The 16,194-nt window shown below is 46.6% G+C and carries 11 protein-coding genes; 7 read left to right on the top strand and 4 right to left on the bottom strand.

Annotated elements, in window-relative coordinates; translation table 11 throughout:
• Nucleotides 1-7: 7 nt before the first annotated feature.
• Entirely contained in the window at nucleotides 8-430 is a 423-nt protein-coding gene (mscL, locus tag BUB19_RS10045) for a large-conductance mechanosensitive channel protein MscL (protein WP_073094405.1), read from the bottom strand.
• A gap of 125 nt (nucleotides 431-555) precedes the next feature.
• On the opposite strand from mscL, the gene BUB19_RS10050 reads away from it, so the two are divergent.
• From BUB19_RS10050 to BUB19_RS10075, 6 genes are all read left to right on the top strand, one after another.
• The gene (locus tag BUB19_RS10050; RefSeq protein WP_073094406.1) at nucleotides 556-2,634 is read left to right on the top strand and encodes a S9 family peptidase; all 2,079 of its coding nucleotides are present in this window, start codon (nucleotides 556-558) and stop codon (nucleotides 2,632-2,634) included.
• A 155-nt stretch (nucleotides 2,635-2,789) separates the two neighbouring features.
• Complete coding sequence (locus BUB19_RS10055; protein ID WP_073094407.1) at nucleotides 2,790-4,217, top strand: circularly permuted type 2 ATP-grasp protein; 1,428 nt, start codon at nucleotides 2,790-2,792, stop codon at nucleotides 4,215-4,217.
• Nucleotides 4,218-4,232: 15 nt separating this feature from the next.
• Nucleotides 4,233-5,213 (top strand): alpha-E domain-containing protein, encoded by a 981-nt coding sequence (locus BUB19_RS10060; protein ID WP_073094408.1) that lies wholly within the window; start codon nucleotides 4,233-4,235, stop codon nucleotides 5,211-5,213.
• Complete coding sequence (locus BUB19_RS10065; protein WP_073094409.1) at nucleotides 5,210-5,950, top strand: proteasome-type protease; 741 nt, start codon at nucleotides 5,210-5,212, stop codon at nucleotides 5,948-5,950. The genes BUB19_RS10060 and BUB19_RS10065 overlap by 4 nt, the downstream gene beginning before the upstream one ends.
• A 59-nt stretch (nucleotides 5,951-6,009) precedes the next feature.
• Nucleotides 6,010-6,867 (top strand): transglutaminase family protein, encoded by an 858-nt coding sequence (locus BUB19_RS10070; protein ID WP_073094410.1) that lies wholly within the window; start codon nucleotides 6,010-6,012, stop codon nucleotides 6,865-6,867.
• Between the two features lie 287 nt (nucleotides 6,868-7,154).
• A complete protein-coding gene (locus tag BUB19_RS10075) occupies nucleotides 7,155-8,399 on the top strand; it encodes a metallophosphoesterase (RefSeq protein WP_073094411.1) in 1,245 nt (414 codons plus the stop codon).
• Between the two features lie 120 nt (nucleotides 8,400-8,519).
• Here the strand turns inward: BUB19_RS10075 and BUB19_RS10080 are convergent, their stop codons facing one another.
• From BUB19_RS10080 to BUB19_RS10090, 3 genes are all read right to left on the bottom strand, one after another.
• On the bottom strand, nucleotides 8,520-11,570 hold the full coding sequence (locus BUB19_RS10080; RefSeq protein ID WP_073094412.1) for an efflux RND transporter permease subunit: 3,051 nt from the start codon (nucleotides 11,568-11,570) through the stop codon (nucleotides 8,520-8,522).
• 3 nt (nucleotides 11,571-11,573) lie between these two features.
• The gene (locus BUB19_RS10085) at nucleotides 11,574-12,647 is read right to left on the bottom strand and encodes an efflux RND transporter periplasmic adaptor subunit (RefSeq protein ID WP_073094413.1); all 1,074 of its coding nucleotides are present in this window, start codon (nucleotides 12,645-12,647) and stop codon (nucleotides 11,574-11,576) included.
• 345 nt (nucleotides 12,648-12,992) lie between these two features.
• Nucleotides 12,993-13,739, bottom strand: a complete 747-nt coding sequence (locus BUB19_RS10090; RefSeq protein WP_073094414.1) for a TrmH family RNA methyltransferase — start codon at nucleotides 13,737-13,739, stop codon at nucleotides 12,993-12,995.
• A 5-nt stretch (nucleotides 13,740-13,744) separates the two neighbouring features.
• On the opposite strand from BUB19_RS10090, the gene tamL reads away from it, so the two are divergent.
• Nucleotides 13,745-16,174: a translocation and assembly module lipoprotein TamL gene (gene tamL / locus BUB19_RS10095; protein WP_084097169.1), complete on the top strand. Its 2,430-nt coding sequence runs from the start codon at nucleotides 13,745-13,747 to the stop codon at nucleotides 16,172-16,174.
• Nucleotides 16,175-16,194: the final 20 nt, after the last annotated feature.

Genomic DNA, 16,194 nt, shown 5'->3' on the forward strand with positions numbered 1-16,194 from the left:
GATTTCATCAACCCTGTTTCTTCAACAAATCTCTGATTTCTTCCAGCAATACTTCTGTTTTATTGACAGTAGGGGGTGGAGGAGTAGGTGCGGCTTCTTCCTTTCTTTTCAGGTTATTGATCAATTTCACGATCATAAATACAGCAAATGCGACAATTGAAAAATCAACGACAAACTGGATAAAATTGCCATAATTTATGGTTACAGCCGCAATCTCAGTTCCTGACGGATCCAGGTATGCCTCTTTCAGGACTACCATCAGGTCAGTAAAATCCACGCCACCCACCAGTAACCCGATTGGGGGCATGATAATGTCATTCACCAGGGAAGACACTACCTTTCCGAATGCCGCACCGATAATCACGGCAACTGCAAGGTCAACTACATTGCCTCTGACGGCAAAATCCTTGAATTCTTTGATCAATCCCATACTTTTGTTGTTTGAAGTAAATAAAGCGTTGCATAAAATATAATAATAAGCCTATCAATATAGCTAAAATTAAAAAACTTTACAAAATACAGGCAAAACAAAAGCTGAAATCAGGATCCGAAAAAATGGCAAATAAGAAAAATATAACCCCTCCCATCGCAAAAATCCAACCGACTACTTTGCTCCTGCATGAGCATTCCCGAATGGACAATTATTACTGGATGAAAAACCGGGAAGACCCCGAAGTGATCGACTATCTCCACTCGGAAAACGAGTATACCGAAAAATGTCTACTGCCCACAAAGTCTTTGCAAGATACACTTTTCGAAGAAATGAAGGGCCGCATAAAGGAAGATGATTCCAGTGTCCCGTACTTCAAAAACGGCTTTTTCTACTATCAAAGATTTGAAAAGAGCAAAGAGTACCCTATACATTGCAGAAAGGAAGGGCAGCTTTCGGCGCATGAACAAATACTTTTGGACGTCAATAAGCTTGCGGAGGGAAAGGCCTACATGCATGTCAATGCCCTCGCCGTCAGTCCCGATACCTGCATGCTATCCTACGCAGCCGATGAGGTGGGCAGGCGAATTTATTCCATTTTCTTCAAAGACCTGCAGTCGGGCCAGCTGCTCGAAGACCACCTGGTCGGGGTTACCGGTAACATGGCCTGGGCCAATGACAACAAGACCTTGTATTACAGCAAGCAAGACCCGCAGACACTGAGGTCCAACCGGGTTTTTAAACATATCCTGGGAGAGGATCCCGCTAATGACAGCCTGGTTTTTGAAGAAACAGATGAGACTTTTACGGTAAGCGTGAGGAAATCAAAATCCGGAAAGTACCTGTTCATTAACAGCAATAGTACCGTATCCACAGAATCCCGTTTTCTTGATGCCGATCAGCCCGGGGGCAATTGGGAACTTATCCAAAAAAGGGAAAGAGACCTGGAATACGAGGCCGATCACCACGAAGACCATTTTATCCTTCTTACCAACGCCGACGGAGCGAAAAATTTTAAATTGGTAAGGACTCCTGTTGCCTCACCGGGCAAATCCAATTGGGAGGACCTGGTTTCGGGCCGGGAAAACGTGTTCCTGGAAGAATTTGAAGTATTCCGGCATCACCTCGTGATCAGCGATCGTTTCAATGGCCTGAGCAGGCTGGAAATACGGTTCTGGGACGGAAGAAAAAGCCACACCATCCGCATGCAGGATCCGACTTATGCAGTATGGATTGGCAACAACCCCGAATATTATACCGAGGTATTGCGATACGGGTACAATTCGCTGACCACACCCTCATCCATTTACGACTATCACATGGATACCCGGCAAAAAAATCTGATGAAGCGGCAGGAAGTAGTGGGTGGACATGACCCGGAAGCGTATCAATCTGAAAGGATCTGGGTGACTGCATCGGATGAACAGCAAATTCCCGTCTCCCTCGTGTATAAAAAAGACGTTTTTTCCAAAACCGGTAAAAACCCCCTGTTGCTATACGGCTATGGAGCCTATGGCCTGAGTACAGACCCCTACTTCAGCTCCAGCCGGCTTAGTCTGCTAGACAGGGGCTTCGTTTTTGCCATGGCCCATGTTCGGGGTGGACAGGAAATGGGCAGGCATTGGTACGAGGGAGGCAAAATGATGCAGAAAATCAATACCTTTACAGATTTTATTGCATGTGCGGAGCACTTGATCCGGGAAAAATATGCGCATCCCAAAAAGCTTTACGCCATGGGAGGAAGTGCTGGTGGATTATTGGTTGGAGCCGTGATCAACATGCGCCCGGATCTTTTTCATGGGGCCGTTGCTGCAGTTCCCTTTGTAGACGTAGTCACCACCATGCTGGATGAGAGCATACCACTTACTACCGGAGAGTATGATGAGTGGGGAAACCCAAACGATCGCCAGTATTACGATTACATCTGCTCTTACTCCCCCTATGATAATGTAGGTGCGAAGTCCTACCCTCATCTTCTGGTCACTTCCGGATTTCACGACAGCCAGGTACAGTATTGGGAACCCACCAAGTGGGTGGCCAAAATCAGGGCGCTGCGTACCAATGACAACTTCCTGCTTTTACACACCAATATGGAGGCGGGACATGGAGGCGCATCCGGCAGATTCCGGGCATTGAAAGAGCTGGCCATGGAATATGCTTTCATCCTCTGGTTGTCAGACTCAGGGAAAACTCTTAAAAAATAAGCCCCGAAAAAGCCAAAGTTTGCTAAAAGCTATAAATTTTGCCTGAAATCTACGATGTATAGTCCTGATAAATTGCAGTTTTAAAAATATTTGATTACTTTTTTAAGCTATTATTTTAAAAACCACTACTCAAATATTCATTTTAAAAAACCAAGATGAAGGTAATCCACAACGACCAGCAGGCCTATTATGATGAAATGTACGCAGCAGATCAGACACTGAGGGAGCATTACAGGAGTTTCGGGCAGCTCATTAAAACCAGTTCCGCCAAAAAACTAAGTCATCTGCAATATTCTGCCGACAAAGCACAAATGGCCATGGGCATGACGTTCAATGTATACCATGACAAGGCAGGACAGGAAAAAATACTACACCTTGACATCATCCCCAGGATCATTCCTGGAAGTGAGTGGCAGATACTGGAGAATGGCCTCAAACAAAGGATAGAAGCAATAAACCTTTTTCTGCAGGACATCTACAACGAACAAAAAATTCTTAAAGACAAAATTATCCCCAGCGAACTGATCCTGGGAAGTAAAGACTATCTGAAACCTTGCATGGGACTCAAGCCCCCAAAGGGAATTTGGTGCCACATCACCGGTACCGATCTGGTGAGGGATAAAGACGGCGCATTTTACGTGCTGGAAGACAACCTGCGCTGCCCCTCGGGAGTATCCTACATGCTGGAGAGCAGGGAAATCATCAAGCGGGCATTCCCGGAGCTTTTCAATAAGCTGGGGGTAAGGCCTGTATCAGATTATTGCGCCAAACTGCTGGAAATGCTTCAATTCCTTTCAGACAAACCGAAACCAGTGATCGGTGTTCTGACACCCGGAGTATACAATTCGGCATACTTTGAACATTCCTATCTGGCTCAGCAGATGGGTGCAGAGCTGGTCTCCGGCATGGACCTGCTGGTAGAAAACAACAAGGTGTACATGCAAACGACCAAAGGTTTGGAGCAAATTGATGTATTGTACCGAAGGGTAGACGACACATTCCTGGACCCGCTGGCGTTTAACCCGGAATCGATGTTGGGAATACCTGGCCTTTTTGAAGCCTACAAGGCTGGAAATATCGCCTTGGCCAACGCTCCGGGTACCGGGGTGGCAGACGATAAGGCAGTGTATGCCTATGTACCCAGAATTATCCAGTACTACCTCAGGCAGGAGCCCATTTTAAAAAATGTTCCCACCTACCTTTGCCGGGAAGAAAAAGATCGGAAATATGTATTGGACAACATAGCAGACCTGGTAGTGAAAGAAACGAATGCAGCGGGGGGATACGGAATGCTTATTGGTCCCAAGACAGATCAGACAGAGCATGAAAAATTCAGACAACTGATCAGGTCCAATCCAAACAATTACATCGCCCAACCCACACTTTCCCTTTCTACGGTACCATCTATTGTAGACAACAAATCTATAGAGAGCAGGCATGTAGATTTAAGACCTTATATTCTCTACGGAAAAGATATAGAAGTCATACCGGGCGCATTGACCAGAGTCGCTCTGAAAAAGGGTTCTCTGGTCGTCAATAGTTCTCAGGGCGGCGGAAGCAAAGATACCTGGGTATTGTATTAACCAAGAACAACCGATATGTTAAGCAGAGTAGCAAATTCGATTTACTGGCTGGGCAGGTACCTGGAAAGGGCCGAAAACTATGCCCGCTTTATTGACGTCAACTTCAACCTGATGCTGGATCTCCCGGGAGACCTGAAAGAGCAATGGGAACCCCTGGTCATGGCCACGGGAGACAGCGAACTGTACCAATCCACGCATGCAACCTATGACATGCAGGAGGTGATCTATTTTCTTGCCTTTAGCGGCGACAATCCAAACTCATTGATCAGCTCTATCTCTAAAGCCCGCGAAAACGCCAGAATGATCCGTGAAAACCTGAGTAAAGAGACCTGGGAAAAGCTGAATGAAACCTACCATTTTGTAAAGAAGGCTTCTGAAAACAAAACCTGGAAAAAAGAGGACCCCAGGAATTTCTTTGAAAGTGTAAAGTCTCAGATATTGTTGCTATATGGCCTTGCAGACAGTACGGTAGCCAGGACCGAAGGCTGGTATTTCAGGCAATTGGGGCAATACCTGGAGCGGGGGGACAAAACGTCCAGAATCCTGGACGTTAAGTACCACATTCTGCTCCCTTCCCCACAGGAAGTCGGTTCACCACTTGACTTTCTGCACTGGATGGCCCTGCTGAAGTCTGTTACAGCGTTCAATACGTACAGAAGGCTATATGGCAACATTGACCCCTCCGGAGTGGTAGAGTTTTTGGTGCTGAACAAGTACTTTCCACGCTCTGTATTTTTCTGCCTCAAAGAAGCAGAACAGAGTCTGTTTAAAATATCCGGATCCAATGGTTTTGGCTATTCAAACAGCGCAGAAAAATCGATGGGAGAACTAAGGTCCAAACTGGAATTTGACGATGTAAACGATATCATTTCTACCGGGCTGCATGAGTACCTCGAACACCTTCAGGTGAAAATCAATCACATATCCAATCAGATTAACGACAATTATTTCCAAATAAAAGATAACTTTGTAAGCCAAACCATGGAGCAAGGATGACATTTTGTATTGGAATAAAAACGAAGTATGGGATCGTAGGTTTATCGGATACCAGAATCACCTCAGGGAATGAAACCACCACCTCAAAGAAACTATACACTGTCAACAGGAAAAAGCATGCTTTTTTTATCATGACTTCTGGTCTGAGATCTGTCCGGGACAAGGCGATCACCTACTTTGGGGAACTCATAGAAAAGGAAGATGCTACCTATGACAAATTATACAAAGCGGTCAATGGCTTTGCAGATCAGGTTAAGCGTGTAGCAGAGGAAGACATGGATTCATTGGAAAAATCCGGTTTTTCCTTTAATCTCTTCTCCATCATAGGGGGGCAGTTGGAAGAAGACAAAGAGCCCAAACTTTATTTGCTGTATCCACAGGGCAATTGGATAGAAATCCGGCAGGGCACCCCTTTCGTCATCATCGGCAATACCGGATTTGGCAATCCGGTACTGCGGCGCTCATTAAAGTACGATGCACCGCTGTATTTTGCGCTCAAAAGTGCTTTCCTGGCATTTGATGCTACCCGGATCAGTTCCAATGACGTGGATTATCCCGTAGACACGGTGGTCATGGAAAATGACACCTACAATATTATTGAAAACCGGTTTGAGCAGCAGGAATTGCACCATCTTTCTGAATTCTGGAACGATACTTTAAAGGAAACCATTAATAACTTACCGGCAGAGATCCTGAAAAAAGCATTTTCTCATGTCGAACTGGAAGAAAGCGAATAATTGCCGCAAAAATGAAAAGAAAATGATGCGGGGTTTCTTTTTCAAATAATTGCCAAACCATGCGTCTGAAAATCCAACACGATACCGTATACGATTACCACCGCTCTGTGGGCCTGAACCCCCACAATATATATCTCAAACCACTACCCAGAAACTATCTGGAAATCAGCAACTACGACCTGCAGATACAACCTGAACCAGAAGGTCTGAATGAACGGTACAGCATAGAAGGCAACCCTTACTTTCAGGTTTGGTTTTCGGGGGAGACAAATATGCTTTCCATTAAAGTTTCCTTCGAATCCGTGCATCTGGCGTTCAATCCATTTCTATTTTTGGTAGACCAATGGTTTATCGATCGGCTTGATCTTGCCGCCGAAATTCCATTTCAATATCAGGATGATGACCTTCCTATACTGCGGGCTTACATGGAGCACAGTAACAACCCACTACTCAGAAAATACGGCAGGGACAAATTGACCGGCCCCGACCCCATACAATTTATTACCGAACTTACGGCTGCCATCCATGCGGACTGGAGACACATTATCCGGGAGGAAGAAAATCTGTGGCCTGCAAGTAAAACTTTTGCGGCCGGAAGAGGTTCGTGCAGGGATTTGTCCTGGATGCTGATAGAAATCCTCAGACATCAGGGCCTGGCGGCGAGATTTGTAAGCGGATATGCCTATAATCCCGAACTTGACGAAGGCCACGAACTACATGCATGGGTAGAAGCCTTTCTTCCGGGTGCCGGCTGGGTCGGTATGGATCCCAGCCTGGGCCTGATGACAGATGAACATTACATTCCTTTGGCCTGCAGCTTTCGTCCCGGAAATACCCTGCCCGTTCACGGAACTTACGGAGGAGAGAATTTACGGGCAGCAAGCTTGTCTGCATATGTGCGCATTGAGGCCTTTTGATCGGAATGCCGGTTAATCGCAGGCGTTTAAAAGCAGCATATTCGTATGCTGGAATATGTCATCATTGTGGGCATTTCCAACATGAATAATGACATAATGGTAAACTACTAGTCACTCTCCACCGGTTTACACTCCTGGCTATATGGCTTTCGTCCCGTCACGGGTCTCCAATTACCAAGGCCCATATTCCGGTTTTCAGGTACATTCACTAACCGATTTTCACAATTTACTCTCGAAAATCAAACCTTTTATGATCTTTTGCGATTAAATGAAGGTAATCGTAACCAATGCGTCAAGTGGGAGGAATCATATTTATTATTATTTTAATGGCAGTCATGTTTTTAATGGATTGGTATGTATATCAGGCCGTAAAAACCCTGCTGCCAGACAACAATCTTGTTGTAGGTAAAATAATCTACTGGACTTTTGCCGCCGGGATTGGCCTCTGGATAGGATTTACTTTTTTTACCATCATGAGGGAGGGACACATTTCTACCCGATCACAGTTGTCCCTGAACCTGTTTCTTACCCTCTTCGTAACCCAATTGACCGTAATCATTTTTCTCTTTGGAGAGGACATCTTCCGAACATTGAACGCTGTCTATCAGTATCTGACATCCACCGATACGGGTAAGGCTGCCAGCCTGCCTTCCAGAAGGAAATTTGTCAGTCAAATAGCCATCTCTATTGCGGCAATCCCATTTACCGGATTTGTGTACGGTATCTTTAAGGGAAAATATGATTTCCGAACCATACGGAAAACCGTTTATTTCAAAGACCTACCGGAAGCATTCGATGGGTTTACCATCACCCAAATCTCGGACATTCATGCGGGTAGTTTTACAGACTATGATGCAGTAAAAAGGGGGGCCGGGCTGGCTGCTGCACAAGGGTCCGATTTGTTTGTCTTTACCGGTGATTTGGTAAATCACAAAGCAGATGAGATTGATCCCATGATGGATTCATTTGCTCAGATCAAAGCCCCGTACGGACAGTTTTCCATCCTGGGCAACCATGATTATGGAGACTATACCTCCTGGCCCAGCAGGGAAGCAAAACAGAAAAACTTCCAGAGCTTAAAGGAAAAACACAAAAAGCTGGGCTATGAGCTATTGCTGGACGAAAGCAGGCTAATCGAAAAAGATGGTCAAACGATCCGGCTGCTGGGAGTTGAAAACTGGGGCGTAGGCTTCCATGCAAAAGGAGATCTGGAAAAATCGCTGCGAGATGTCGGGCAGAATGAATTCAAAATTCTGCTTTCCCATGACCCCTCCCATTGGGACGAACAGGTAAAAAAACATCCGAAAAATATCCATCTTACACTAAGCGGACATACGCACGGCATGCAGTTTGGGATCGAAACTCCGGTCATACGCTGGTCTCCTGCACAGTACCGTTATCCCAACTGGGCCGGGCTGGCAGAGGAAGCTGGCAAATTCCTGTATGTCAACAGAGGCTTTGGCTTTCATGCCTTTTCGGGCCGAGTAGGAATCTGGCCCGAAATTACGGTAATAGAATTGAGGAAAGCTTAAATTCAAAACACAAGTACCTCTGACCCCGAAGAGCTTCGGGCCCTCAGCAACTGACCTGGGCCAGCAGCAAAAATGAATTTCGCCTGCAGCTTTCCAGACCGGAAGGGGAATTGGCAGGCACTACCCTGCGAATGCCTTTTTGCTAACCCTCCTGGCAGCCAGAAACCAATAGGCCAGAGGGACAAAGTACAACGCCGTGAATGTACCGATCGTCAACCCCCCAATTACAGAAAATACCAGGGGCCTTTGCAGATCAGCACCGAGCCCGGCGCTGAATACTACCGGAAGTAAAGCCAGAATAGTCGTCACTGAAGTCATCACAATAGGTTTTAACCGGATCTCTCCCGCGGTGTAGAGCGCTTTCTCCAGCGCCGGAGCAAGTCCGATTCCCTCAGTCGCATATTGCCCTCTGAGTCGGTTGATGGTATCAATCTTCAGTATGGCATCGTTTACCATGATCCCCAACATGACTACCAGACCAATCGCAGACATCACATTCAGGGAGGTTCCGGTGAGCCAGAGCACCAAAAACGCTCCTCCTATCCCTAGTGGAAGGGTGAGAATTACGATCAATGGCTGCACGAAATTTTCGAACTGAGCTGCCAGAATAAAATAGAGCAACAGGATGGCGACCAGCAGTATACCCATCAATTGCCGGATGGTCTGCCGATCCTGAAAAAATTGCCCGGTAAAGTCGATGGACAGGTCCTGATCCAGGGCCCAATTTCTAATCTGATCATCGTACTGATCCGGATCCGGGCTGTCCAGAATCAGGGATTGGTAAATACCAGACCGATCTGCCGTTACAAACTTATAATTTTCATGGTAAGAGAACCGGATGAAGCGATCCAGGGAATAGGGCACTCCTTCCTCTCCATAAAGGAAATTTCGCTTTAGCAAGGTTTGAAAATCGACCTGATCGTTGAGCAACAATACGGGGGTGATTTCACCAAACCGCTTGATATCTGTAATCAAATAATTACCGAATACCTGCTGAATTTTTTCTATGAGTTGTTGCACATCAAGTCCATATAGGGCCAGTTTTTCCAGGTTGGTTTGAAATACTACTGAGGATCCTTTCTGCAGGCCAGGCCCTTTAGCCCAGGAGTCTACCGGAAAATCCTCGAGCCGGAGGTCCATTATATCCGCCGAAATTGGTTGGTTTGTGCTCAGGTCCTTCCATCGTACTTCGTAGTAGGGCCGGTCGGAATTGAACAACTGATCGAAGGCATTTGGTGCATCCCTGAGGTCAATACTTGCCAGCGGGAAACTGCTCTGTAATTGACGCAGAAGTCTTGCGCTGACTTCCTCTTTTTGATCCCTGCTGTCAAATAGCAAATAGATGTCGGCTTGCTGAATTGCATTTTCCCCCTCGAACAGTAGAAATTGTCTGAGGCCCACGTCACTCTCTGCCAGCTCAAACTCCCCCTCAAACTCCTCCATTAACTGATTTACCCTGTCCCGGTTTTGGCTTGCACTGATGGGCTCATTCCAGTCCAGCGACAGCATCACGTCAAATTTTTCTATAGGAGGAAGACCCTCCACATCAAGCAGACGACCTGTAGCCAGAAGCAGGGGGATCAACAGCAACAAGAGAAAAAGCGACAGGGCTCTTCGGGCAAATAATGCCCGGTATACTGTCTTGTATCTTGCCAGCAACCACAAAAACAAACGGCTATCCTGCCTTGATGCTTCTTCCTTCTTGTCTTTAAAAAACAAATGGTAAAGCAAGGGCAGTAGGATAAAGGCTACCAAAAGGGAGACGGATAAAATGGCTGCCACGGATACGGCCTGATCAAAAAACAAAGCACCCGCAATACCGCTAAGGAAAACCAAGGGTACAAAGACCGCCAATGTGGTAAGCACAGAACTGATCAGGGCAGACATGACCTCATTTACTCCCCTGACACAGGATTCAAAAAGCGAAAGTCCTTCTCTATTTTTTCGGCTGATATTGTCCAGTACGATAATGGCATTGTCGATCAACATGCCCAGCCCCAGTGCCAGGCCGCTTAAGGAAATCACATTGATGGAGATATCGAAAAAATAAAAAACAGAAAAACTGATCAGGAGGGAAGCTGGAAGGCTGATGCCGATAATTATCGGCGTCCGGTAGTTGCCCATAAAAACAAATAAAATCCCAAAGGCAAAAAGCCCCCCAAAAAGCAAACTCGTCTGCAGGTTGTTGATCCCCGCATTGAGCAGGGTGGACTGGTCTTGTGTCAGCGCAAATTCTACCTGAGGGTAGTCCTTTTCAAACAGACTTACCGCTTCGTAGACCAGGGGCATGATCTCGTTCATTTTAGCGGCCGACTGTTTGTGGATGGTCACCACCAGCCCCTCTCTGCCCTGATAGAGATGGAAGCCTGCTGGTTTGGCCAGATCATATTTCACCTCAGCGACTTTTGCCAGATTGACGGTGTATCCCGAGGGGCTGCGAACAGGAAGATTTCTTACATCATCAGGCGTCTCAATGCGGGTGGCGAGCCGGAGATAGTAACGAAATTGGCCATCCTCCACACTTATGCCCGGCAATTCACTATTTCCGGCTTCAATTGCCTGGATAAGATCGGCCTCCTGCATGCCTAAACCGGCAAGTACGGGCTTATCGGGGGTAACGACGATGACGCGCTCCTGGCGACCATTGATATCAACCAGGGCCACGCCATCGAGCTGTTCGAGCCTTTTTTTGATTACATTCTCTGTAAGCAGGGATACTTCTGCAAAGTCCACCCCCTCGGATGGGACCACCTGCAGACGTACGATTGGGATGTCATTGGTGTTGATCCTCACTACCTGAGGCCTTGGCATGTCATCCGGCAGGCTATTGGTAAGGCGATCGATTTTTTCGTTTACGGCAATGTATGCCAATTCCATTTGGGTCTGATAATCGAAGCTGAGGCGGACATTTCCTACCTCTGACCCGGCCTTGCTCTCCATATCCTGCAAGCCATTGAGCGTGACCATGCCCTCCCGGATGGGACGCAACACATTTTGCTCAATGGATTCTGGGGAGGTATTGGGATAATTGACTTTGATCACAATCTGCGGAACATCGATGGGTGGTAGCAGGGAAATGGGCAGGGTGCGAAACAAGATGATGCTGAAAATAAGCAATGCCAAAAAGGTCATCCCTACGGCTATCGGCCTGGCAATTAAAAATCGAACCATATCTTATTCCGTTAAAACCTGTACCGGAGCCTGATGGGCCAATTGTACATTATTGCTGATGATTACCTGCTGGCTGGCTACCAGTCCATCCAGAATTTCCATCTCCCGGCCATTGTCTTTCCCCACTTCTACATAATTCCAGATTGCTTCGTTGTTATCTATGGTGAATACCACCGGGCGGCCGGACCGGTACACCACTGCTTCCTTGGGCACTACCAGACTATTATTCTGAGGAGAGCGGATCACCGCCCTGGCATTCATACCTGGCAGCAGTCTTCCCGATTGGTTTAAGGTAAGGGTGACCTGCACCAGGCCGTTTTCATCGACCCTGGGATTGATGCTGCTGACCTTGCCGGTGATGCCAACTCCCGTTCCAGACACGGGATATACTTCTGCTGAATGCCCCTTATCTACAAAACCGATGTCAGACTCAAGCACTTTAACTTTCATTTCAAGGAGCCCTGTACTTAATACCAGACAAACCTCATCGCCTGCATTGACCAAACTACCCTTTTTCAACTGCAAATCTGCAATGGCGCCGCTGATCGGTGCTTTGATATCGGTTTTTTCAAGATTGCGCTCGGCTTCCTTTACCGCAATCTCTGCCGCCAACAGGCCGCTTGAAGCTTTCCAGAATTCATCCCGTTCGGAATTACCCAAAGAATCCAGCAAATAGGTTTCGACATCCGCCGCAATTCGCCTGCTTTGATATTCTGCTGTGGCAGACCGCAAATCAACCTGGGCCCGGTTCCATTCCATTTGACTTTCCGTCTTGTCCAGGCGGGCTATCAGATCCCCTTCGGCCACTTGTTGCCCCTCCTGCACGACCACGTCCAGCAGATAGCCAGGCCTTTCCACGATAACCATCACTTCATTGGCAGCTTCAATTTTCCCGGTTGCATTGATCAGGTAGTCAAAGGACTTCGTTTCGGATTGGCCCACCCTTACTGTAGTGGCTTTTACTTCGTCTCTGAAGTTTTCCATCGGCACCTCCTGGCTCTCCGCCTCCGGCTCAGTACAGGAAATCAATTGTCCCAGGATCATTGGGATTACAAAAATCAAAGTGGCTTTTTTCATTGCAGGTAAATGTTTGAAGCAGTGGATATAGATTTACAGGCGGATTGAAATCTTAAATAACTAAATTATTAAATTAACTGCAAGCGATTGGTATTAAATTTTGTTAAATAAAAAATAACGGAACTGTCAACAGGCGTGCTGAGCCTTCCGGGAAAGCACTCAATTTCCCAGTATCCGCAAACCAAAAACTGATCTATGCCTTACTGGAAACATCAGATTTTCCCAGTTCCGCCGGTAAAATTTTTTTACCCCAAACCAATAAACACATGGTATATATTTTAAAGCGATAGTTGCATTGATACATTTTCGACCTCTGCTGTAATGTCCCTCACCAGGAGATCATCGTCAGTTGGCCAACCGCCTGAAATTGTCGCAAAACACTGCAGTAGCAATGGCTACATTGAGTGATTCTGCAGCACCAAATCCGGGGATGGTAAGCTTTCGGGATATCAATGTGTGCAGTTCAGGCCTGATCCCCTTAGACTCATTTCCCATCAGCAATATTCCAGTTGCTTGTCCATTGAAATCATGCAGGGAATCTCCTTCGAGAAAAGCACCATATACCGGCAGGTTCAGACCGGCAAGTTTTTCAGCCAAATCCACATACTGAAAGGAAATCCTGCTAAAAGATCCCATGCTGGCGTGCAGTACCTTGGGGTTGTACAGGTCGGCGGTCTCCGGAGAAAGCAATATCTTTTCGATTCCGTACCAGTCTGCGATTCGGATAATGGTACCCAGGTTTCCCGGGTCCCGTACATCATCCAGGGCCAGTACCAGTTCGCCGGGTTTGATTTTCACGGGAAGATTTGGCTTGATATCTGCCACAGCAAGGGCGTGTTCATTGCTGGAAAAAGTCCCTATCCGCCTCAATTCCGCGGCAGTGGTCCTGATTTTTTCTCCTTCAAACCGCTCAATCAAATCCGGCTGCTCTGAAAGATACCGGTCGGTAAAAAGTAAATGAGAAATGTTAAAATCTGAAAGCAGCAACTCCGTTACATTCTTAGCCCCCTCTACAAAAAAAGCCATTTCTTGTTTACGGAATTTTTTCTGTTGCAAGGATTTAATAAACTTAACTGTATTTTTGCTTAGCATTAGCCATGAGTGTTGAAGTGAAGAAAATCAAATATATAAACTTTCTTTTTTTGATCCTGTTGCTGTGGGGCTGTTCGATGACCAGGGGGCTAAAACCAAACGAATTGCTGTTGCATAAAGTCGACGCAGAAGGCATAGAAAAGAGTGATGCAGAAGCACTCAGAAACCTGATCCAGCAAAAGCCCAATACGAGAATACCGGTTTTGAATCTTTCTCCAGGGGTAATGGTGTACCAACTGGGCACCGCTTTTTATGACAGCCTTAGGCTAAATTCACGCCTGCGCCAAACCCGTCAGGAGGAGAGGGAACTGGCAGCTTTGATAGAGGAAGGAAATTCTTCGGGAAAAGTGGAAAAAAGGTACAGAAAACTGGCAAGTAAAATCGATAACCTGCAGCGAAAACTGGAGTATGGCAATTGGTTTATGCGGACAGGCAATGCGAAAGTCATTCTTGATAGTGCCAAAGTGGCCGCAAGCAGGCAACAAATGAATATCTACCTTCAAAACAATGGCTTTTTTGAGGCAAAGGTCAGCAGCCGGATTGACACCGTCGGCAAAAAAGCAGAAGTGACCTACCTGGTGGAAGAAAATGAGGGTTATCTGATAGATAGTGTTTTTACCAAATCAGACGATCCTGCAATCTATCAGCTACTCGAACGACACCAGCGCACCAGCCTGATCAGGAAAGGGAAAAAGTATACCCAGGCTGACCTGACCAATGAACGGCAGCGGCTGGAGGACCTATTAAAAGACAACGGCTATTACACCTTCTCAAAGTCCTATATAGAATATAATGTGTACAAGGACACCTTGGAAAAAGAGGTAGTGATAGAGCAATTGATCAGAAAACCCGATGATGGAGGCAACCATCAGGTATATACCATTGACTCGATCATCTTTACCATTGCCAGTCCCAATGACATCATTCCTGACGAAAAAATTCAAACCGAATGGGACGATGTCCAATTCATCATGTATCAGGACCGATACGCGGAGAAAATAATCCGATCCCGAATTTTTCAGAAAGAAGGGGACGTTTACAGTAAAAATGAGGTAATCGAAACCCAAAGACAACTGGCCAACCTGGATGTATTTCGATTTGTAAACATCTCCTTTGATACCCTGGACAGCCGGATCCGTACGAGAATTTTTACCCGGCCAAATCAAAAATTCCAGATCACCAACCAACTCGGCGCCAGTGTCACAGAACAACTCCCGGGTCCATTTTTCAGCCATTCTCTGAGAAACAGAAATCTTTTCAGGGGCCTGGAGATTTTTGAGTTTAACTTCAGGGCAGGATTGGAAGGAGTGGCTTCGGCGACTACCGAGGGAGGCGTATACAGAAGCAGGGAACTATCTACCTCTGCTTCCATTATCTACCCGCAGTTCCTGGTCCCTTTCAATTTTGGCACCCTGGAAAGGTTTGGTCGGTACAATCCCAGAACCAGAACCTTGCTGGGCTACAGCTATGTCAATCGGCCTGAATACGTGCGTGATGCCCTAAATACCATACTGGCCTATACATGGGCAACCAGAAACCTGCGGCACCAGTTTTCAGTCAACCTGCTGGATGCCAACCTCATCCGGTCTAATCTGGATTCTCTGTTTCAATCCAGGCTGGAAGAATTACAGGACCAGGGAAACAACCTGATCAATTCCTTTCTTCCCTCCTATGTCAGCAGCATATCGGGCCAGGTCATCATCAATTTTAATCAGTACGGTCTTTATCGCAGAAGTCAGGCTTCTCTGTGGCGATTATTTGTAGAGAGCGGGGGGACTACTTTCAATTTTATCGATCCGGAGAGGCTGGCAGACCGGAATTTAAAATATTTCCAGTTTTTGAAGTTTCAATCTGATTTCAGGCGCTACATTCCGCTTAGCAACAACAGTACCTTTGCTTACAGGCTAAACCTGGGCCTGGCCAAACCTTATGGGATCAGCGGGGGTGTGCTTCCTTACGAAAAATACTTTTTTGCCGGCGGCAGTACCAGCATCCGCGCATGGCAGCCTCGAAGACTAGGTCCTGGAAGCTTTACGCCAGAGGTCCGCGAAGATGGCACATTTGACTACCGCTTTGAGCAACCCGGAGAAATTCTTTTTGAGGCCATGTTTGAATTCAGGAGGAAACTTTTTGGTTATTTTGACGGAGCTTTCTTTATCGATGCGGGAAATACCTGGACCTTTGCTGTAGACCCGTCGCGGGAAGGAACGGATTTTAGGTTCGATAGATTCTACAAGGAACTGGCAGTGGGTACGGGTGTGGGTTTGCGCATGGACTTTGAATTTCTTGTCCTTCGGCTGGATATGGGGATCAAGGCGTATGATCCGGCAAGACCGGAAAAGGAACGCTTTATCCTGGATAACATTTCCTTCAAACAGCCGTTTGGCGAAAAAGGGCAGCAAGTATTCAATATTGGGATAGGATATCCCTTTTAATCTCATTTTGAGCTATCAGA

This window comes from Cyclobacterium lianum (assembly GCF_900143075.1).
Classification (GTDB): domain Bacteria; phylum Bacteroidota; class Bacteroidia; order Cytophagales; family Cyclobacteriaceae; genus Cyclobacterium; species Cyclobacterium lianum.